Consider the following 18,551-nt stretch of genomic DNA (forward strand, 5'->3'; position numbering starts at 1 on the left):
CAAAATAATTCTGATGCTGAAATTATGATATCTGATAAATCTGATTATTCTTTTCATATTGGATTAATCGTAGGAATTGGTGTTGGAATTGCGATCGGGATTGTTTTATTTTTAATTCTTAGACAAAAACCCAACATGTAATTGAATAAGGTTTATAAGCAATTTGGCGGGTACGACAGCTTGAATGTCTGAGCAGGGGACAAAAAAATCTGGAGGATTATCTAGAAGAGATTTTCTAAAATTAATGGGGGCTGCAGGCACTGGCTTGGCATTTGCTCCTTTTGTTCCATTTGGTAACTATATGCCAAACCCTTCTCAAGCTTCCCTTGAAAAAGTTAAAGTTATTTTGCCTGATGGAACTCAGGCTAACGTCAAAACATTTCCTATTAATCATTCTGAAGTCATAACATATCCTAGTACGGGTGATCCTGCACTTGATGCAGAAGCATTTAGAAAATGGCAATTCATTAGATTACCAAAAGAATTTGGTGGTGACAAAGAAGATGTGTCCTCATTTAGAGCATATAGTATGGTTTGTCTTCATCTTTGGTGTTTATGGAAATACTGGCCTGAAGAAGGACGAAAGAGAGGAGAATGTCCTTGTCATGGAAGTATGTATGACGCTAGAACTGGACTGGCATTTGCAGGGCCAGCATCATTGCAAGCTGCACCATCAAATGCTTTGGCACAATTAACTTTTGAAGAAGATGCAGATGGCTTTTTATGGATTCATCCACCTACATGGGGTGTGAATCAAAATGGAGTAATAGGATATGGCCGTTTCGTTAAGTAGACGTACTGGCGCTGTCGCCTTTTTCTACTGGCTCTGGGATGGACTAGACAGAACAATCTTTACTGCAATTAAATTTTCATTTCCTGCAAGATTTGTGAGTCCATTTGGATTTTTGGGAATGCTTACATTTGTTGTGTTTGTGATACTTGGAATTTCTGGCGCTTTGCTAATGTTTTACTATCAACCAATGTTGGATAGAGCATGGGATAGTGTACAATTTATCAATGACGAAGTTCCATTTGGTTTTCACATAAGAAACATTCACTATCATGGTTCCAACGCAATGGTTCTCTTGGCAATCTTACACATGTACTATCAATACTTTAGTGGAAGATACAAAATTAGAAATGAAATCCTTTGGGCCACCGGTGTTATACTTGGAACAGTTACAATTCTAGAAGCATTTACTGGTTATGATGTCATATTTAGTGAAAGAGCAGAACTTGCAATTAGTATTGCTGCATCGCTTACAACTTCAATTCCTGTAGCTGGTCCTACAATTCGTGATGCGATGTTTGGAAGTGGGTTTTCAGACTTTGTATTGAGATTTTATGCTCAACATGTATTTCTTTTACCTCTAGTAATGCTTGGATTAATGGCTGTTCACTTTCCACGATTCTTGGTATTTGATGTACCAATGGTTATGGCAATTGGTGGCGCCATTTTACTCACTGGTGGTGTATTTCCAATTGATATGGGATTCAAGTTTGAACCCACTGTGCCGCCTGGAATCACCGTCCCCGAATGGTATCTTACAGGACTTTATGCATTTTTGAGAACTCAATATGACAAGTTTGTAACTGGTGTATTATGGCCTGGACTATTCATTGCGTCATTCTTGTTAATTCCATTTATCGATAGATACAAGAAATTCTCTTGGAAAGATCGTCCAATAATCACTGCATTTGGAATTACTGGACTTGCCCAAATCATGGTTACCACATACTGGGGATTCTACATTCCATCTGATACTACAATTCCTCTTGTACAACGTTTGGTAATTGATCCAGTATTTCTTTACACGGTAATGATATTGTTAGTTCCATTAGGATTTGGATTTTCATACATGATGATTAAACTTGCAAAAGAGTCTGAACGAAAAGCTAAACTTGCAAAAGAAAAAGGTCCAAAGAAAGTTGCAACTATCAATCTTTCCCAAAAATGGATTAATTGGATTATTGTTGGCTTATTGGCATTTCAGGTATTCTTAAACATTGCAGCTTATAATGCCGCCTTGTCGGGATTCAAAAATATTTCTCTATTCTTCATAGGAATTATTCTTATAGTGTTTGCTGGATTTTTCCATGTATACAGATATGGATTAAACCAAGCCAAGAATGCACCACCTCCACCACCTGTACCTATTCATGAAGACAAACCAAAGGAGCTTGCAGAACCACAATTATCTGCAAATAAAGGAAAACTTCCAGAAGGTAAATCTGTGGATGATGGCAAGAAAGAACCAAAAGAAATTGCACCACAAATTACTTCATCAAAAGTTCAAGCTGATTTAGGCGTTGGTGCTAAGAGTAATGAACTTGGTTCTTCCGATCTAAAAAAACTCTAGTCTTTTAAAATTCTAAAAAAGCTTTATAAGAACTCCAAAGACCTACAAAAATCGTTGAGTGCAACGATAAGTCATGCATATGGAATAGGTGTAATGGCAATTATTATTGGCTCATCCATTGGAGTTGTTTACTACACGTCATTTTATCTTCCAGAATCTTTGGCAAAACCTCAGGTAGATGAACATGTTCTTCATCCTGTTAAAATCTACAGTCATTGAAATGATTCTAGGTTCTTCAAGTCCTGAACAACAAGATAACTTTGTACCAAAACTAGTCAACATTCAGTTAGGAATTGACAATCATATAATTTGGACTAACAAAGATTCAACTCCGCATACAGTAACACCTGATGATGAATCTTTGGAAGACTCATACAGTGGTAAGTTTGGTTCTCCTGGAGTGGTAAAACCTGGTGAAACCTATGAATTTACATTCACTGAACCCATTACATTCTCATATCATTGTGCACCACATCCATGGATGACAGGAAAATTAGAAATTACAGAAGCTAGATTCTAGATAGAATATTTTGCAAATATTATCTTACTTTCAATTTCTTTGTGCTGCTCAATTATTGATGCTCTAAATTTTACTTCATGTACTTGTTTTGGCTCAAAACTAATAAGAGCTGTAAACTCTGCCTTGTTTTCTGGCATTACATCTTTGTTTATGAATAATCTTGCAACATTTTGAGATATTTTTTTCCCATTATATGACTTGTAAATAATATGTTCATTTGAATCTAAAATCTGTGTATTAATTACAACTCCGTCATATCTTCCAGGATATGATACTGTGATTGTTCCTTTGATTTCAGAATTTGGATGAATCTCATTAGGCTCCAAATTAAATTCAATATCTTTCACGTTAACAACACATTCCTGTCAGAATAAATAATTTTGTTAAAACGGGCCGGAAGGGCTTCGATCCCTTGACCACTGGATTAGAAGTCCAGCACTCTATCCAAGCTGAGCTACCAGCCCAAAAATCTGAAAACTCATTGTCATTTTAAGGGTTTACAACCATTTTTTCTGATAATTTTCTCTTTCCATTTTAAATAAAAACTGCTGTGCATATCCTGCATAAGGTCCAAAATAGTTTACAATTTTTTCATGCAATATATCATATTGTTTTTCTGTAATTGATTTTGTCCTCAATTCAAATTTTTCTAAATAATATTTTCCTAAAATTCTAATCATCCATCTATCTAATGGAAATGCTTCTAATTTATCAAGTGAAAATAACAAAATACAATCTGCAACTTTATTTCCTATTCCAGGAGTAGTGAGAATCACCTTTTTTGCATCTTGATAATTGGATTTTTTCATATATTCAAAATCTATTTGTTCTGACTCTACCATTTTTGCTGCATCTATAATGAATTTTGCTCTATATCCAACACCACAATTTTGAATTTCTTGGATAGATGCATCTGCAATTTTTTTTGGTTCTGGAAACAAGTAAAACTCTTTATCGTCAAATTCAACTTTTTTTTCCAAATTGGATAGAAATATTTTCAAGACTGGATTTAATTTTTTGAATGTTTGAATTAGAAGAGACGATAAATGATATAAAACATTGAAAAGGATCTTGTCGTAGTAGTCTTAGCCCAAGATATTTTTTTACAGCGATTTTTGTTGTTTTATCTTTTGAAATGGATTTGATTATTTTTTCTATATTGTCACCAGTCCTAAAAAAGTCATATTTTTTATTTGAATAAGTTGTAATTTTCCCTGAATCATTTATTTTTAAAACATCTTGTCCATTAATACCATACCAAAACTCTTTATGTTTTTTCCAAAGAAATACTTGACCGCTGTTGATTGTATTTTCTAAATTAATTGAATCATACTCTATCATTTCAGATGGATACTACTTCGTTCACATCTGGTGCATGAGCATCTAGGCCAAACTTTTCGTGAATCTCTTGGGCAAACTTCTTACATGACTCCATGTCTCCATGAACCGTTAAAACTTTGGGATTGCCTTTGATTTTGTTTACTACTTCAAAGAGCTCATTTCTATCTGCATGTCCAGAAAATTCAAATTGTTTTACCTCAGCTGCAACATTAAGATCTTTTCCTCTAGTTGATACCTTTCCTGTATCGAGTAATTTTCTTCCAGGAGTTCCTTCTCCTTGATATGAGACAAGAGCTATGCCGTTATTTTTATTAAATGAAAGTTCTTGTAAATAATAAGTTGCATTTCCACCCACAAGCATTCCAGCTGGAGAGATTACTACACATGGTTCCTCTATTGCATGTTTCTTTTTTCATGATCCCTTACTGCAACCGCTTCATTGATAGCATCTGCAAATACTTTTGGGTCTCTTAAATAATTTGGATGATTAAACATTATTTCATTTACTTTTAGTGCCATACCATCCATGATAATTTTATGTTTGAAATTAGAACTTCTTAGAATACATGCCATTTCTTGAGAACGTTCAACTGAAAAAGATGGAATGAATAACACTCCTTTTCTGTCCATTACTTCATTTGCAAACTCAATTAACTCTCGTTCTGATTCTTTTCTTGGTTTTTGTTCAGTTTGAGAATATGTACTTTCAATAATTAATAGATCAATGTCTCCAACATCCAAATCTGCCTCACGAAGCATTCTAGACCCATTAGTTTTGATATCACCTGTATAGAAAAGACGCTTTTTTTGCGATTCTACTAGAACAGAACCACCTCCTACCACATGTCCTGTCTCTCTTAACTCAAAAGTTGCATTGCCCTTAGTGACTTTTTCTCTAAATCCAATCTCTTTTGCATTTCGCATCATGTTGTTTAGTTCAGGCAATCCAAATGGTTGTGCATCTTTTGTGATCTTTAGCATATCTTCAATAAGTAATCTTGTTAAATCAAAAGTTGGTGGGGTAGCATAAACATCAGTATTTCCACTTACAAACAGAGATGGTACATTTCCTGAGTGATCTAAATGTGCATGAGTAATAATAATTGCATCAAGATCTTTTGGCTTTACATGCAATGGATACTCTGGTGGAGAACCACGTTTTCCAAACAATACCCCATAATCTAATAATAGATTCGTTCCATCACAATTTACCAAAAATCCTGATCGCCCAACTTCGTTGGCAGCTCCTAAAACTTTAATCTCCAAGAAATAAATTAATTTTATCTCTACGTTAAAACCTTCTTAGAACAAATCCGATCATTATGCATATCATAGAATCTACAAAAGCTTTAATTAGTGTAAGCTAAGGATCGATCTTCATGGGAAGAAGCTTTCAAGAATGGTTAAAACAACAAGATCAAGCAGTAGTTGCTAAAACACGTGCAGGCGACGAAGCAAACAAACCACTTCTTAACCAACTTAACTGGATCTGGGTTAACAATCTGATGAAACAGAGAGCCGACCTAAATCCATCTTCAGCTGAATTACTTGACTGGGTTACATCTGGTCAAATTGATGCAATGAGAAAATAAACGTGTTAAACACGTTATCTTTTTGTTTTTTATTCGTTTCCTAATGTTTCTTGCTAGATAATTTTTTGAATATTGTAGTTTTTTCTTCCGATCATTTTCATAACAGGGTTATGGTTTTTGATTATGGTTTAAATAGGAACCAATCACTAATGAAATTGTAATGCCAATAGCAATACTTCCAGACATTGATGAACAAAGATGTATCGGATGTGCACTATGTGTAGAAATCTGTACAACTCTTGGTCCCGATGTCCTTAGAGTTAAACCTGTTGAAGGCTGGAAGAGAGGTAAAGCATTTGTATTTTATCCAGAAAGATGTATTTCTGATGGTGCATGCATCGGTGTATGCCCAACAAAATCAATCTTTTGGATGAGACCAATGAATTACACCGCTGGACAACCAGTACCTCTTCACAAAAACGGTATCTTCATCAAAGGTTGGGCAGAAGACGCTGCACTATAAGCAGAATCTTTTAGCACACACTTTTTTCTTATTTTTAATTAAACAAAAGATTTTTTCTTGATTCCTTTTGGAATGTTCTTCATAAAATAATTCAAAAAATTATCTGACTTGTCATAATATACTTGCGAAAATTGATTATTTTTAAAAAACTTGGCAAATGTATTTTCAAAGATTGGAAAATCATTAGGTTTGAAATTCAATCTTGAGCTTTCATGATGTGCTGCAGGAAAAATATCTGAAATTTCCAACGGAATCAATCCTAAATGTGGACTATACTGGCAAACTTGAATTGATTCTATATCTTTGAATTTTCGTTTTAGTGAAGAATATTCATGAGATAGATATGCTGGTTTTGTATTGGATTCTTTGGTTATAATCAAAGTTTTTTTCTTTGACTTGAAATTTCTAACCATTTTATGATATGATATGATCTCAGGACGATACTGATCTTCTTTTTCATACAGAAAGATTGCCTTTTCTTTGAATTTTGGCGTCGCTACCTCAAGATAATCGGAGTTTTCTGTTAGGACACTAATCATTTCAAATAATTTTGGATGTGCCCTCGCTTTTTTTAATACATATTCCCATAATCTTCCTTCGTGAATTGCTTGTTTTACTTTGTCTACCTCAAGTTTTATTGCATATAGGTTGTGTAGTGCAATTTCATTAATTTTCTCATTTGACTCCAGTTGCCTTAATTCATCAGGTGTATACTTTGAGCATACCTCACAATTACATGGAAATACTGAAATTTCTTCAAGATTTCTTGTACCGTCATCTGTGATGTATCTTCCTTGTTTAGCATATAGCATGTAAGATGCAGAATCAAATGTATCGCATCCCAGGGCTACTGCAAATGGTATGGTTAATGGATGACCTGCGCCAAAAAGATGTAATGGAATAGAGTATGGTATCTGTTTTTTTGCAGCAATTATCATCTGCGCTAATAATTTGTATTCATATGATTCCATGAATTCTACTGGACTTCCCAACGCCAACATTTGAAAACCCATATCAACTAAACTCTTTGTAGATTTTGCAACAAGATCAAAATGTTCTCCGCCTTGAATCGGGCCTATCCAAATCTGACCGTTATCATCTCTATCCTCAAATGTTTTCTTTGATACCTTTAGAGTATGATTAACATATGATTCAGCTTTTTTCCATGGTAATCCATAACCTGTTGGTTTGTCCAATGGAATTGCAAAATCTGTAAGAATTTTTTTCTCAAAATCTGCCATCTCTGGAGGTAAAACTTTGACATCACCATATTCCAATACTTGATATCCTCCAGAATCAGTCATTATAGCTCCATCAAAATCAATTATCTTATGGATTCCTTTTTTTTCAGCCTCATCACCATAATTATTTCTGGTAATGTATGCATTAGTAATTACTAGATCAAAACCAATCTCTCTTATCTTCTTAGATGGAATTGTTTGTTTTACAGGATGAATTACTGGAACATAAGCGGGAGTTTCTATTTTTCCATGATTGGTATGAATTATTCCAATTCGTCCAGCCAAATCACTTTTTAAAATTTCAAACAAGTCATTACCTCTCAAATAGAGCTTTATTTAATCAATAAGCAAAAAATTTTTTCAAATCGTTACGTTTTGAAACTAAATCAAGCCAATCTACCTCTTCATTTGAGTTTTTTCCATTAATAATGCTTAATACTTTTTTTAGAACTTCTGAAATACTTTTTCCTGTAACATCAACTTGAGATACTTTTACACCAAATTGATTAATTGAATCATGTGCTATAACTCCTAAAATTTCGCTTCCTGCATTATCTCGTGTTTTCTCATCTGAATATTCTCTTTTTTTATACACTGAAATCAAATCGTATGGATTTCTTCTTAATACAATCACTTTGTTAATTTTATCCGATGAAATCACATATGGTGCTAAATGCCCTACAATCAAACTAGGACTAGAAATTTTTTCTTTTATTATTTTCTTTAACTTTGATACATCTACATCATTTGTATCATCGTTCTCTTCAAATAATTCTGCATCTTTAGCAATACTGTTTATATCAATTATTGGTAATTTCAATTGTTTTGAAATCTCTTTTACTATCGAATGTTTTCCTACTCCTGGATTCCCTGTGATTACTATTGACATATTATAAAACCACCATAAATCAAATTAAACAATCTCTGCAATACTAATAAGTACAATAGTATTTTTGTGTGTATTGCAAATAGGTTTACTGGGAAAAGCAAATGTTGGCAAGTCTACTTTTTTCTCGGCTGCAACTGAAACACCTGTACCTATAGGTAATTTCCCATTTACTACAATTCAACCCAATGTGGGTGTTGCATATGTAAAATCTGATTGTGCTTGCAAACACTTTGCGATCAAACATCAAAATCCATTATGTGTAAATGGAACTCGATTCATACCTGTTAAACTAATTGATGTTGCAGGATTAGTTCCTGGAGCACATGAAGGAAAAGGTTTAGGGAATCGATTTTTAGATGATGCAAGACAGGCAGAAGTCTTGATACATGTAGTTGATATCGCTGGAACCACTGACATTCAAGGACATCCTGTACCTATAGGCACTCATAATCCTCTTGAAGACGTAGAATTTGTTCAAGATGAATTTGATCAGTGGTTCATAGATATTCTTCGTAGAGAATGGGAAAAATTAACTAAAGAGATTGAACAAAAAAGAACAAAACTAACTGATGGAATAGCAAAAAGATTTACTGGCTTGGGAATCAAAGATTATCAAGTACAAGATGTATTGCATAAACTAGAGTTATCGTCAAAAAATCCAAAAGAATGGACAGATTCTGACATTCAAACTTTTGTAAAAGAACTAAGAAAAAATACCAAACCTATTCTTATTGCGGCAAATAAGGCAGATCTTTGCAAAGATCTTGAAATAATTAAAAAAATTTCTGATACAATTGTGATTCCTTGTAGCGCTGAAACTGAATTATTGCTAAGAAAAGCCTCAAAGGCTGGGCTTGTAAATTACAAATCTGGAGATGAGGGGTTCTCTGTAATGGAAAATAAAGAAATTCTGCCAGAACAAAAAAAAGCACTAGATTTGGTAAATACCGTTCTTTCAAAAATTCAGTCTACCGGAATTCAAAAGATTTTAAATATCGCTGTATTTGATTTACTAAAATTTATTGTTGTTTTTCCTGTTGAAGATGAAACAAAACTGACAAACAAAAATGGTGATGTATTACCGGATGCAAAATTATTACCCGCAGACTCTACTGCAAAAGACTTGGCTGGGTTAATCCATGCAGATATTGCAAAGGGATTCTTACATGCAATTGATTGTAAAACAAAACAAAGAATCGGGGCTGATCACAAATTAAAAAATGGCGATGTGATTAAAATTGTTTCAACATTAAGTAGAGGATAATATGATTGGTTTAGGAGTTGAAAGCACAGCTCATACATTCTCTTGTGCAATATTAGAAAAAAAAGGAAAACAAGGAAAAGTTCTATCTGATGTAAGAAAAATTTATCGTCCTCCTGAAGGTGAGGGAATTCATCCAAGAGAAGCCTCACGGCATCATATTGAAAACAGTGCTACAGTATTGTCTGAGTGTCTCCAAGAATCTGGAATTACAATAAAAGATCTTGATATTATTTCATATGCTGCAGGACCTGGTCTTGGTCCTTGTTTGAGAGTTGGAGCAGTAGTCGCACGCTCCCTTGCATCTTACTATGATATTCCAATTTATCCTGTAAATCATGCGATAGGGCATATAGAATTAGGCAAACTACTCACTGGTGCAAAAAATCCGCTTGTTCTTTTAGTATCTGGTGGACATACAATGTTACTTGCATTTTTAAATAAACAGTGGCGAGTTTTTGGTGAAACACTGGATATTACATTGGGTCAATTATTAGATCAATTTGGAAGATCCCTGGGATTTGCTTCTCCATGTGGGAAAAATATTGAATCTCTTGCAACATCTACTTCAAATTATGTTCTGCTCCCATATTCTGTAAAAGGTAATGATGTTTCTTTTTCAGGATTGTTATCTGCAACTAAATCAATTATTCCACAAAATAAAGCAGATGCATGTTTTTCACTACAGGAAACGGCATTTGCAATGATTAGTGAGGTAGTAGAAAGAGCATTATCCTTTACAAATAAAAAAGAATTGTTAATTGTTGGTGGTGTAGCTGCAAACAAAAGATTATCTGAAATGCTTCAAGATGTATGTAAAAGACATCACTGTAGATTTTTTGTGGCTCCTCAAAAATATGCTGGTGACTGTGGTAGCCAAATATGTTGGACTGGCTTATTAGAAGCTCAAGTAAAAAAAGGTGTTACTCTAGAAAATACTTTTGTTACACAATCATGGAGATTAGATTCAGTTAAAGTGGATTATTGATCTTTATTTCCTAACATGTTTTCAATATTTTTTAGCCAATCCTTGGTATTGAATACTCCAAATTTGAAAGTCTGCTCACCTTCTTTTGTTTTGGCAGTAAAACACACTTTTTTAATCAATCTTCCCTCCTTCCAAACTTTTGTAACATCGCTTAATGGAATATCAAGTACCGTATCTCCAAATCTTTTTGAAAAATCCATCATCCGCGCTTGAGTTTTATCAAATGCTAATCTTTTATTGGTCAAAGTAAGAATTCCTGCACCTATTTTATCTTCATTACAATCTTCTTGTTTTATTCTCTTTTCTCCGTCTTCCATGATATCATCTATCCATATTCATCAGCTTATAATTTTACTGAATATGATCATAAGTCATTTTATTATCATCTACTATATTCTTTGTAACGATGGTTAAAATATGAAACTAGTCTAAATCTATCTTACCTTTCAATCTCTACAAAAATATGCTGTCGATTAAGATTTGGAATTATTTCCATTATTGCTTTCTCAACTTTATCTGTAACTAGTTCTATTTTATCCGTATCCAAACCGTCAATCAGATTTACTTGGACTCCAATTAGAACATCTTCTGGTCCAAGGTGCATGGTCTTCAGTGTAACTACTCTGTTAATCTCTTCAATGTCTCTTATAACATCGACAATTTTTTTGTATTCTCGTTTAGACATTGATTCGCCTATCAGCAAATCTTTATTTTCTTTTGCCAAAAATAATGCCAAAACCATCAATATCGCTCCTATCACTATAGAACCTATTGCATCATAGATTGGATTTCCAGTAATCATAGAAAGAAATATGCCTAAAGCTGCAACTCCAATTCCTGATAACGCTGCAGTATCTTCTGTTATGACTGTTAGCAGAGCAGGATCTTTACTATCTTTAAATTCGGCAATCATAGCTTTGAAAGTTGGCTCTTCTCCTCTTTCTTTTATTACCATTCTTAATTGTTTTAATGCAATTCGTAAAGCATATCCTTCAAACCCTGCTGCAATTATTAGTACGATAAAATTGATTGTTGCATTTTCCAAATTATGTCCACCATGTAAAATTGCTGAAATACCATTTTCTAATGATAATGTTCCTGAAATTCCAAAGATCAACGATGCGACAATAAACGACCAGAAAAACTGTTCTCTTGAATGCCCAAATTGATGTGAAAAAGAATAAGCACGTTTACTTCGTTTAATTCCAAATAATAATAGTAATTGATTTACCGTATCTGAAACAGAGTGATAAGATTCTGCCCACATTGATACGCTTCCAGTTGATATTGCTGCAATAAATTTTGTAATTGCTATTCCAAGATTTCCAAATAACGCTGCATAAATTGCTTTTTTAGAACTACCAGCCATTTGTCTAGAAAATGAATTCTTTACTGTTCTATATTAATATGTGAAATCAATCCCATTTCTTAGAAAATTCAGTGTTGAAATTTTGTATGAAATAAACTCTAAATTATAACATTCCAACTATCTATTTTATGAAATTATTGAAAAAGGGTGCTGAAGCAGATATCTATCTTATACAATGGGAAGGTACACGTGCAATACTGAAAATTAGAAAGACAAAAAAATATCGTAATCCTGTTCTTGATTCAAAAATTAGAAAACAGAGAACCATTAGAGAATCTCAAACAATTTCAGAAGTAAAATCATTTGGAATTCCTACACCTCTAGTCTATAATGTTGATTTGAAAAAATCTGCTATTATTATGCAAGAAATTCAAGGCAAACCTATTCATGATTTACCTGATAGTAAAATTATTGATTTATGTAAAGAAATTGGAAGATTAGTTGGAATTATGCATAAAAATGGTCTAATGCATGGAGATCTTACTACGTCTAATTTTATCTATTTCAAAAATCAGGTATTTGTTATTGATTTTGGGTTATCTCAAAAAACAATCAAGTCTGAAGATCACGCCGTAGACTTGAGATTAATAAAAGAAATTCTGAACAGTGCACATGCCAAAATTATGAAATCGTGTTGGAAAAATTTTCTATCTGGTTACAAATCTACTGTTGGCCCTACAAAATATTCAAAAATCATAAACATTGTATCTGAAATTGAAAGTAGGGGAAGATATGCGACAGTCATTTGATCTTTTTTTTGTATCTTCAAATAATCACAAATACAAAGAAGCTAAAATAATTCTAGACTCATTTGGAATAAATCTTGGATTTTTTAAATACGAACTAGAAGAAATTCAATCATCTTCACTTAAAGAAATTGCAATTAAAAAAGCAACAAATGCATTTCAAAAATATAAAAAACCGATAATAGTTGAAGATGATGGACTTTTCATTAATTCGCTTTCTGGTTTTCCAGGACCATACTCTTCTTATGTTTTCAAAACTATTGGCAATAAGGGAATCTTAAATCTATTAAAACAAAATAGACAAGCAAAATTTATTTCAATTATTTCTTATTGTGATGATAAAAATTCCAAATCATTTGAAGCACAAATTGACGGAGTTATTTCTAAAAAACAAAATGGTAAAGGTTGGGGATATGATCCAATTTTCATTCCAAAAAATTCAAAGAAAACATTCTCCGAGATATCTGACAAAAATAGTTTATCTCATAGATTCAAAGCTCTGAAAAAATTTTCTAATTGGTATTTGCATAAGCTGGAATCCAACGATCAATAGTTCTTTGATTGTTTTGTAATATTACAATTCTGGAAACCAAACTCTCATCCATCACTGAAAAGATCTGACTGTGTTCAGCTACGCTTTCACTGAATTTTCTTACCTCTTCCATTTCTAGCATGTTTGAATGTTCTAATCTGTTAGTTGAACGACCAATATGCATGTATGACTTTATTTCAATAAAGTGAGGACTAGCTTGTTTTAGCATTGCAGCAAATGCTGGAATCATTTCTTCTTGATCATTATAATTTCTTATGAGTGTAATTCGAAGCACCGTTCTCGTATCTAGTTTCTTTAACATCTCTAGGGTTCTGTTCCATCTTTGCCATGAATCGTCATATCTTGGCTTGTTAATTTTTAAAAATGACTCATAATCAGCTGCATTTGTAGATAAGTACAATTGTGTTGGTAATGCATCCTCATCTTGCAATCTTTGAATCATATCTGGTTCTTGTCCATTTGTTACAAGAAAAATTGATTTGGTTTCTTCTAGTGATTTGAGATATTTAATTAGTTCTGGAAGCTTTGGATACATTGTTGGTTCTCCAGAAAGTGATATGGCATAATGACTTGGTAATAATGATTCATCTAGTCTTTGTTTGTCATTTCTAGAATCTCCGTAATATCCATTGATCAATTTCTTTCTCTCTGCCATCAGTTTGGTCAAAATTTCTTTTGGTTCTGCCACTTTTTCTGGATCCATTTTTAATGAATCATAAAATTCCATTGGTCTCCAACAATATACACAACGATTTTCACAATGCATTCCTGCTGGTGAAAATTCCATACAACGATGTGTGGAAATTCCATAAAACTTGTGCTTGTAACAACTTCCTTCATGCTTGAATGATTTTTTTGTCCAATGACAAAGTTCTACTGTTGAATGATCTGCAACTCCATACTTTGCTTTTTTTAATTGCTGTGAAATTCCTGGCTTGATCTGTATTAATCGCTCTTCATCAACTATTTCACCAGAACAACTCATATCCAAAAAATCCTGTTTTGGTTACTTAAATTGATCGAGATCATTATTTGGACTTTGAAAATATTTACAAATTTTTTCATATTTTCCGACGATTCTAGAGTGAGGTTTAATAACAGGATCTTTGAGATAAATTTTAAGCTTTGAAAAATACGTATATTGGATTCTTATTCTTGCTTATAGCTTCATTATCAAGTATTTCCATTATTCCAGCATTTGCTGCTGATGATTTGGATCGTGATGGTGTGACTGATGATGTGGACAAATGCCCAAATCTTCAAGAAGACTATCAAGGCATAATTGATGGTTGTCCATCTAATTTTGTTCCATGGTATGATGCAGACTTTGATGGCATTCCAGATGACATTGATCAATGTCCAAGTCTAAGAGAAAATTATAATAAATTCCAAGATCAAGACGGTTGCCCTGACACACTGCCTGGAGATAGTACTACAAAAATAATTGACAGTGATGGTGATGGTATTTCTGACTTGGTGGATTCTTGTCCAACTCAACCAGAAACTTTTAACGGTTTTAAAGACACAGATGGATGTCCTGATACCTTTTCTTCTAATACAGATACAGATAGAGATGGTATTCCAGATTATTTAGATGCATGTCCACTTAATGCTGAAACTTACAATAAATTCCAAGACACAGATGGATGTCCTGATACTGTTGATAATACTAAATTTATTGATACTGATAATGATGGTATTCCAGACGCACTTGATCTTTGTATAAACAAACCTGAAACTTACAATGGCTATCTTGATAATGACGGTTGTCCTGATGTTGTATTAGATACTAATTTTGGTGATGCTGATGGTGATGGCATTGGAGATAAATCTGATCTTTGTCCTTATCAAAAAGAGACATTCAATGGTTATGCAGATTATGACGGTTGTCCTGATTCGATTCCATCCTTTACTGGAAAACTAAATGACACTAGTATCTATGATCAAAATGCAAAAGTTGCACAACTTAGTGACTCTCCTTTTTCATCCAATTTAGATTCTGATGCCGATGGTATTCGTGATGATGTTGATCAATGTCCTTATCTTAAGGAAACTTACAATAAATTCCAAGATGAAGATGGATGCCCTGATTATATTGCAGATAACAAATCCACTGCAGATACTGATGGTGATGGCATTCCAGACAATTTAGATTTGTGTCCAACTCAACCAGAAACTGTTAATGGATTTTTTGATTATGACGGTTGTCCAGATTCGATATCTACAACAGATTCAGATAAAGATGGCATACCAGATGCAATAGATGCATGTCCTCTATCTAAAGAAACTTACAATAAATATCAGGATACTGACGGTTGCCCTGACACTGTTCCGGGTTTAACATCTTCTGATTTTGATGGAGATGGAATTCCAGATTTATCTGACAAATGTCCACAAATCGCTGAAACTTTTAATGGTTTTAATGATGATGACGGTTGCCCTGATGAAATAGTTATGGACTCTGATAATGATGGAGTTCGTGACTCTTTAGATTTCTGTCCAACTCAACCAGAAACATGGAATAGATATTTGGATAATGACGGTTGTCCAGATAATCCATCCGAATTGGATGCTGACAGAGATGGTATACCTGATACAATTGATAAATGTCCACTAGTAGCTGAAAGATATAATGGATTTGAAGATGATGACGGTTGTCCGGATATTCCTCTAGTTTCTAACGAAGTAGATTCTGATGGAGATGGTATTCCAGATAGTACAGATCAATGTCCTTCTGTAAAAGAAACTTATAATAAATTCCAAGATGATGACGGTTGCCCTGACTACGTAGCAGATGATAAATCAATCGTAGACACTGATGGTGATGGTATCCCAGACAAATTCGATTCATGTCCAACTCAGCCAGAAACTTTCAATAAATTCCTAGACACGGACGGTTGCCCTGACAAAATTCTCTCTAACATAGACACTGATAGAGATGGCATCCCAGATGCAATAGATACATGTCCACTTAATGCTGAAACTTACAATAAATTCCAAGATGATGACGGTTGCCCAGATACCATTTTTGAATCATCTATAGTAGATTCTGATAATGATGGAATTCCAGATGTCAATGATAAGTGTCCAAAATTAGCAGAAACTTATAATGGATTTGAAGATGATGACGGTTGCCCAGATAGTAAAATATCTCAACCAGATGCTGACGGAGATGGTGTACCAGATACAATGGATCTATGTCCAACTAAACCTGAAACCTGGAATAGATATCTAGATTACGATGGTTGTCCAGACACTGTTCCAACAGGTAATATCACTAAAGATACAGATGGTGATGGAATAAATGATAATGTTGATCAGTGTCCAATGTATCCAGAAACTTACAATAAATACTTGGATTGGGATGGATGTCCAGATACTTCTCCAGAACAATCAAGATATAATCACGATGATGATCTAGATGGAATTCTCAATGATACCGATTTATGTCCTATGGTCCCAGAAGATTATCAAGGTGTAATTGATGGCTGTCCTGAATCATAGGTGTATAGCAAAATGAAAAACTATCAAATTCTCGGATTTCTGATTTTACTTGTTTCAACTATTGGTATGTTTCAAGCTAATGTATACAGCATACAAGACACTGACGGTGATGGTGTACCAAATGATAAAGATGAATGTCCAAACCTTTTAGAAGATTATAAGGGTGTAATTGATGGATGTCCATCAAGTTTTGTTCCTTGGTATGATGCAGATTATGACGGAATTCCAGATAATTTGGATAGTTGTCCTACCGTTAGAGAGACTTACAATAAATTCCAAGATGAAGATGGATGTCCTGATGCCTCACCAAACGTTGGTAAGGAAACTGCAGACACTGATGGGGATGGCATTTTTGATAATGTAGATAAATGTCCAAATCAACCTGAAACATTCAACGGTGTTGATGATAAAGACGGTTGTCCTGATCAAATCACATCTTCTATTGATACAGATCATGATGGTATTTCTGATAGTTTAGATGCATGTCCATTAAATCCAGAAGTTTACAATAAATTCCAAGATGATGACGGTTGTCCTGATGTAGTACTCTGATACAATGACTACATACAAAGCACCAGATGCTGACGGTGATGGCATCCCAGATGTAAAAGATGCATGTCCTAATGAACCTGAAAACTTTAACGGCTACTTGGATTGGGATGGATGTCCTGATGTACTAGCTGCAGAATCTACCATTCCATCATATCTTGATTCTGATCATGATGGTATTCCAGACAGTATTGATCAATGTCCTACAGAACGTGAAAACGTTAACAACTTTCAAGATGATGACGGTTGTCCGATATTGTTGATTATAAAATAATGACTGATATTGACGGAGATGGCATCCCAGATGATAAGGATGCATGTCCATACAATCCAGAAACTTACAATAAATATCAAGACACTGACGGTTGCCCTGATTCTATACCTGCTGATAAATCCGCTGCAGATTCCGATGGTGATGGGATTTTAGATAAAGTGGATAAATGTCCAACTCAACCCGAAACTTTCAACGGTTACCAAGACACTGACGGTTGTCCTGATAGCTTTATTCCTACACTTGATACTGATAGAGATGGCATCCCAGACGTAGTTGACGCATGTCCATTAAATCCAGAAGTTTACAATAAATTCCAAGATGATGACGGTTGTCCAGATGTAGTATCTGAGACCATGACTACATACAAAGCACCAGATGCTGACGGTGATGGAATCCCAGATATTAAAGATGCATGTCCTAATGAACCTGAAAACTTTAACGGCTACTTGGATTGGGATGGATGTCCTGATACTCCAGGTGCAACTGCTTCTAAACTGGCTGATGCTGATCATGATGGCATCCCAGATAATGTTGATCAGTGTCCTACTGTTGCAGAACGACGTAATGGATTCCAAGATGATGATGGTTGTCCAGATGATGTAGTTTCAAATTCAGTTGGTGATGCTGATAATGATGGAATTCCAGACAATGTTGATAAATGCCCGCTAGTCAAAGAAACTTACAATAAATATCAAGACACTGACGGTTGTCCTGACTCAGTACCAAGTGATAAATTAACTGCAGATACAGATGGTGATGGAATTACCGATAGCCTAGATTTGTGTCCAACTCAACCAGAAACATTCAACGGTTATCAAGATAAAGACGGTTGTCCTGACAAATTCGTTTCGACACTTGATACTGATAGAGATGGCATCCCAGACGTAGTTGACGCATGTCC

Annotated in this window: 21 protein-coding genes, 1 tRNA gene and 1 pseudogene; 12 read left to right on the plus strand and 11 right to left on the minus strand. The window is 34.2% G+C overall.

Annotated elements, in window-relative coordinates; translation table 11 throughout:
- The first annotated feature begins 184 nt into the window (after positions 1-184).
- Genes BG20_RS10335 through BG20_RS10345 form a run of 4 tightly spaced genes read left to right on the plus strand, consistent with a single transcriptional unit; the run spans position 185 to position 2,880 of the window.
- Positions 185-793, plus strand: a complete 609-nt coding sequence (locus tag BG20_RS10335) for a ubiquinol-cytochrome c reductase iron-sulfur subunit (protein WP_010194930.1) — start codon at positions 185-187, stop codon at positions 791-793.
- On the plus strand, positions 774-2,360 hold the full coding sequence (locus BG20_RS10340; protein WP_048097234.1) for a cytochrome b: 1,587 nt from the start codon (positions 774-776) through the stop codon (positions 2,358-2,360). The genes BG20_RS10335 and BG20_RS10340 overlap by 20 nt, the downstream gene beginning before the upstream one ends.
- Before the next feature lie 54 nt (positions 2,361-2,414).
- Positions 2,415-2,579: a hypothetical protein gene (locus BG20_RS13510; RefSeq protein WP_238527609.1), complete on the plus strand. Its 165-nt coding sequence runs from the start codon at positions 2,415-2,417 to the stop codon at positions 2,577-2,579.
- Positions 2,545-2,880: a cupredoxin domain-containing protein gene (locus BG20_RS10345; RefSeq protein WP_238527610.1), complete on the plus strand. Its 336-nt coding sequence runs from the start codon at positions 2,545-2,547 to the stop codon at positions 2,878-2,880. Before BG20_RS13510 ends, BG20_RS10345 begins: the two co-directional genes overlap by 35 nt.
- Here BG20_RS10345 and BG20_RS10350 read toward each other — a convergent pair.
- From BG20_RS10350 to BG20_RS10365, 6 genes are all read right to left on the minus strand, one after another.
- The gene (locus BG20_RS10350; protein ID WP_010194935.1) at positions 2,877-3,227 is read right to left on the minus strand and encodes a hypothetical protein; all 351 of its coding nucleotides are present in this window, start codon (positions 3,225-3,227) and stop codon (positions 2,877-2,879) included. The two genes, BG20_RS10345 and BG20_RS10350, sit on opposite strands and share 4 nt — an antisense overlap.
- 42 nt (positions 3,228-3,269) lie before the next feature.
- A tRNA-Arg gene (locus BG20_RS10355) sits at positions 3,270-3,344 on the minus strand.
- 33 nt (positions 3,345-3,377) lie between these two features.
- Positions 3,378-3,860, minus strand: coding sequence for a DNA-3-methyladenine glycosylase family protein (locus tag BG20_RS13835; protein WP_010194938.1), 483 nt, complete (start codon positions 3,858-3,860; stop codon positions 3,378-3,380).
- Positions 3,844-4,221 (minus strand): DNA glycosylase, encoded by a 378-nt coding sequence (locus tag BG20_RS13840; RefSeq protein ID WP_010194941.1) that lies wholly within the window; start codon positions 4,219-4,221, stop codon positions 3,844-3,846. Before BG20_RS13840 ends, BG20_RS13835 begins: the two co-directional genes overlap by 17 nt.
- A 1-nt stretch (position 4,222) precedes the next feature.
- Complete coding sequence (locus tag BG20_RS13515) at positions 4,223-4,576, minus strand: MBL fold metallo-hydrolase RNA specificity domain-containing protein (protein ID WP_238527611.1); 354 nt, start codon at positions 4,574-4,576, stop codon at positions 4,223-4,225.
- A gap of 38 nt (positions 4,577-4,614) precedes the next feature.
- The gene (locus BG20_RS10365; protein ID WP_238527612.1) at positions 4,615-5,487 is read right to left on the minus strand and encodes an MBL fold metallo-hydrolase; all 873 of its coding nucleotides are present in this window, start codon (positions 5,485-5,487) and stop codon (positions 4,615-4,617) included.
- Between the two features lie 113 nt (positions 5,488-5,600).
- Between BG20_RS10365 and BG20_RS10370 the strand changes: the two genes are divergently transcribed.
- Together BG20_RS10370 and BG20_RS10375 are read left to right on the plus strand one after the other, a co-directional pair.
- Positions 5,601-5,813: a hypothetical protein gene (locus tag BG20_RS10370; protein WP_007403031.1), complete on the plus strand. Its 213-nt coding sequence runs from the start codon at positions 5,601-5,603 to the stop codon at positions 5,811-5,813.
- Positions 5,814-5,973: 160 nt separating this feature from the next.
- On the plus strand, positions 5,974-6,276 hold the full coding sequence (locus BG20_RS10375; protein ID WP_007403030.1) for an ATP-binding protein: 303 nt from the start codon (positions 5,974-5,976) through the stop codon (positions 6,274-6,276).
- Between the two features lie 38 nt (positions 6,277-6,314).
- On the opposite strand, the gene tgtA is transcribed toward BG20_RS10375, so the two are convergent.
- The gene (tgtA, locus tag BG20_RS10380) at positions 6,315-7,826 is read right to left on the minus strand and encodes a tRNA guanosine(15) transglycosylase TgtA (protein ID WP_010194950.1); all 1,512 of its coding nucleotides are present in this window, start codon (positions 7,824-7,826) and stop codon (positions 6,315-6,317) included.
- Positions 7,827-7,857: 31 nt separating this feature from the next.
- A complete protein-coding gene (locus BG20_RS10385; RefSeq protein ID WP_010194953.1) occupies positions 7,858-8,406 on the minus strand; it encodes an adenylate kinase family protein in 549 nt (182 codons plus the stop codon).
- Positions 8,407-8,479: 73 nt separating this feature from the next.
- Here BG20_RS10385 and BG20_RS10390 point away from each other — a divergent pair, with 73 nt between their 5' ends.
- Both BG20_RS10390 and kae1 read left to right on the plus strand, forming a co-directional pair.
- A complete protein-coding gene (locus tag BG20_RS10390; protein ID WP_010194955.1) occupies positions 8,480-9,670 on the plus strand; it encodes a redox-regulated ATPase YchF in 1,191 nt (396 codons plus the stop codon).
- 1 nt (position 9,671) lies between these two features.
- Positions 9,672-10,655, plus strand: a complete 984-nt coding sequence (kae1, locus tag BG20_RS10395; RefSeq protein ID WP_010194957.1) for a KEOPS complex N(6)-L-threonylcarbamoyladenine synthase Kae1 — start codon at positions 9,672-9,674, stop codon at positions 10,653-10,655.
- On the opposite strand, the gene BG20_RS10400 is transcribed toward kae1, so the two are convergent.
- On the minus strand, positions 10,649-10,972 hold the full coding sequence (locus BG20_RS10400; protein WP_007403025.1) for a PH domain-containing protein: 324 nt from the start codon (positions 10,970-10,972) through the stop codon (positions 10,649-10,651). The two genes, kae1 and BG20_RS10400, sit on opposite strands and share 7 nt — an antisense overlap.
- Positions 10,973-11,094: 122 nt before the next feature.
- Entirely contained in the window at positions 11,095-12,024 is a 930-nt protein-coding gene (locus BG20_RS10405) for a cation diffusion facilitator family transporter (protein WP_010194959.1), read from the minus strand.
- A gap of 128 nt (positions 12,025-12,152) precedes the next feature.
- Between BG20_RS10405 and BG20_RS10410 the strand changes: the two genes are divergently transcribed.
- Both BG20_RS10410 and rdgB read left to right on the plus strand, forming a co-directional pair.
- Positions 12,153-12,773, plus strand: coding sequence for a KEOPS complex kinase/ATPase Bud32 (locus BG20_RS10410; RefSeq protein WP_010194961.1), 621 nt, complete (start codon positions 12,153-12,155; stop codon positions 12,771-12,773).
- Complete coding sequence (rdgB, locus tag BG20_RS10415) at positions 12,757-13,323, plus strand: RdgB/HAM1 family non-canonical purine NTP pyrophosphatase (RefSeq protein WP_010194963.1); 567 nt, start codon at positions 12,757-12,759, stop codon at positions 13,321-13,323. Before BG20_RS10410 ends, rdgB begins: the two co-directional genes overlap by 17 nt.
- Here the strand turns inward: rdgB and twy1 are convergent.
- Positions 13,283-14,308 carry a 4-demethylwyosine synthase TYW1 gene (twy1, locus tag BG20_RS10420; RefSeq protein WP_010194965.1) on the minus strand — a complete coding sequence of 342 codons (1,026 nt, stop codon included), beginning with the start codon at positions 14,306-14,308 and terminating at the stop codon, positions 13,283-13,285. The two genes, rdgB and twy1, sit on opposite strands and share 41 nt — an antisense overlap.
- Positions 14,309-14,478: 170 nt before the next feature.
- On the opposite strand from twy1, the gene BG20_RS10425 reads away from it, so the two are divergent.
- Both BG20_RS10425 and BG20_RS10430 read left to right on the plus strand, forming a co-directional pair.
- Positions 14,479-16,827 carry a thrombospondin type 3 repeat-containing protein gene (locus BG20_RS10425; protein WP_010194966.1) on the plus strand — a complete coding sequence of 783 codons (2,349 nt, stop codon included), beginning with the start codon at positions 14,479-14,481 and terminating at the stop codon, positions 16,825-16,827.
- Between the two features lie 12 nt (positions 16,828-16,839).
- Positions 16,840-18,551: pseudogene (locus BG20_RS10430) on the plus strand (thrombospondin type 3 repeat-containing protein); the annotation flags it as partial.

This window comes from Candidatus Nitrosarchaeum limnium BG20, assembly GCF_000241145.1.
In the GTDB taxonomy this organism is placed as follows: domain Archaea; phylum Thermoproteota; class Nitrososphaeria; order Nitrososphaerales; family Nitrosopumilaceae; genus Nitrosarchaeum; species Nitrosarchaeum limnae.

Bases quoted from the DNA above. Each gene is read 5' to 3' on its own strand.
- rdgB (WP_010194963.1), top strand. From the start codon at position 12,757: ATGCGACAGTCATTTGATCTTTTTTTTGTATCTTCAAATAATCACAAA.
- kae1 (WP_010194957.1), top strand. From the start codon at position 9,672: ATGATTGGTTTAGGAGTTGAAAGCACAGCTCATACATTCTCTTGTGCA.
- BG20_RS10335 (WP_010194930.1), top strand. From the start codon at position 185: ATGTCTGAGCAGGGGACAAAAAAATCTGGAGGATTATCTAGAAGAGAT.
- BG20_RS10400 (WP_007403025.1), bottom strand. From the start codon at position 10,972: ATGGAAGACGGAGAAAAGAGAATAAAACAAGAAGATTGTAATGAAGAT.
- BG20_RS10405 (WP_010194959.1), bottom strand. From the start codon at position 12,024: ATGGCTGGTAGTTCTAAAAAAGCAATTTATGCAGCGTTATTTGGAAAT.
- BG20_RS10345 (WP_238527610.1), top strand. From the start codon at position 2,545: ATGTTCTTCATCCTGTTAAAATCTACAGTCATTGAAATGATTCTAGGT.
- BG20_RS13840 (WP_010194941.1), bottom strand. From the start codon at position 4,221: ATGATAGAGTATGATTCAATTAATTTAGAAAATACAATCAACAGCGGT.
- BG20_RS10340 (WP_048097234.1), top strand. From the start codon at position 774: ATGGCCGTTTCGTTAAGTAGACGTACTGGCGCTGTCGCCTTTTTCTAC.
- BG20_RS10375 (WP_007403030.1), top strand. From the start codon at position 5,974: ATGCCAATAGCAATACTTCCAGACATTGATGAACAAAGATGTATCGGA.
- BG20_RS10370 (WP_007403031.1), top strand. From the start codon at position 5,601: ATGGGAAGAAGCTTTCAAGAATGGTTAAAACAACAAGATCAAGCAGTA.
- BG20_RS10410 (WP_010194961.1), top strand. From the start codon at position 12,153: ATGAAATTATTGAAAAAGGGTGCTGAAGCAGATATCTATCTTATACAA.
- twy1 (WP_010194965.1), bottom strand. From the start codon at position 14,308: ATGAGTTGTTCTGGTGAAATAGTTGATGAAGAGCGATTAATACAGATC.
- BG20_RS10385 (WP_010194953.1), bottom strand. From the start codon at position 8,406: ATGTCAATAGTAATCACAGGGAATCCAGGAGTAGGAAAACATTCGATA.